This window comes from Paraburkholderia sp. BR14320 (genome assembly GCF_040948665.1).
GTDB classification, from domain to species: Bacteria; Pseudomonadota; Gammaproteobacteria; order Burkholderiales; family Burkholderiaceae; genus Paraburkholderia; species Paraburkholderia youngii.
Window position 1 is genome coordinate 1 of record NZ_JBFPKG010000190.1, and the last position, 1,245, is coordinate 1,245.

The 1,245-nt window shown below is 62.6% G+C and carries 2 pseudogenes; both read left to right on the top strand.

The window, feature by feature from the left end:
• Positions 1–234: pseudogene (locus tag AB3X89_RS39755) on the top strand (hypothetical protein); the annotation flags it as partial.
• A 144-nt stretch (positions 235–378) separates the two neighbouring features.
• Positions 379–1,023 (top strand): annotated as a pseudogene (locus tag AB3X89_RS39760) (IS21 family transposase); the annotation flags it as partial.
• Positions 1,024–1,245 lie beyond the last annotated feature (222 nt).

Here is a 1,245-nt window from a genome sequence, read left to right on the forward strand (position 1 = left end):
GTGGAGGCGCTGTACTGCAAGCCGAGCACGAGTCGACGCAACGCGCAGCACAAGGTCTGTCCGTATCTGCTGCGCGGCATGAAGATCGAGCGGGCCAACCAGGCCTGGGCACTCGACACGACCTACGTGGTTCCGGTGCAAATAGGTAGTCCGGACGAGATTTTAGTTATAGAAAGGATCCCTCATCAACTAGACAGACCGGCGCAAAGCGCCGCATTGGGCGGCGACAATTAGCTTGGCCGGTCGTTGACGTTTGTTTTGGCCGGTGGTGAGGAGTCGGAGGCGGCGTAGCCGCCGGAGACGACGAACCACCGGCGGCGCCGCGTCGGCGGGGCAATAGGATGGCTGATCGATTCTTAAAGAAGAAGCGGTCAGTACATGTCTGGAACCCGCATCACCGACCAACAGGTTCGCCTCTACATGAACAAGCGCAAACACCATCCGCAGGAAGTCGCGGCCGCCAAGGCAGGAATAAGCGTGCGCAGCGCACGCCGCATCGAGCGTGACGCGACGTTGCCATCCCAGAAGCCGCGGCGCTCCTGGCGCACCCGTCCCGATCCGTTCGCCGATGTCTGGGACAGTGAGGTCGTGCCGTTGCTGCGCAACGCTCCACATCTGATGGGCATCACGATCCTGCGCAAGCTGCAGGATGATCACCCGGGCTGCTATCCCGACGGCATGCGTCGCACGCTGGAACGACGCATTTCTCAATGGCGGGCGCTCGAAGGTCCCAGCCAGGAGATCTTCTTCCCCCAGGAGCATCAACCCGGCGTGCGCGGGCTGTCCGACTTCACCGATATGAGCAAGCTGTGCGTGACGATCGGCGGCGCACCGTTCGAGCACCGGCTGTATCACTTCGTACTGGCATTCTCGCGCTGGGAGTACGCCTGCGTGGTCGAGGGCGGCGAGAGCTTCGAAGCGCTCGCCAACGGCTTGCAGAATGCTCTGTGGCAGGCGGGAGGTTGCCCGCGCGAGCATCGCACCGACAGCCTCTCTGCCGCCTTCAAGAACCTGAGTGAGAAGGGCTTTGTTCAGCAGGGTCCTTGCGCGGCGACCGTGGGTCCGGTAGAAAGAGCCCAGTGATCTATCCGACAGGCGAGCTTTCATGCCTTACAAGGCAAGACTGAAAACGGGTGGGCCGCGCAAGCGGCCCAAGCCGAACTACTCGGTCACCAACGCGCACGAGTACAACGAGAGCCTGAAGCGGCGCGGACAGCTCTGCCTGTACTGCCCCGACGGCGACCT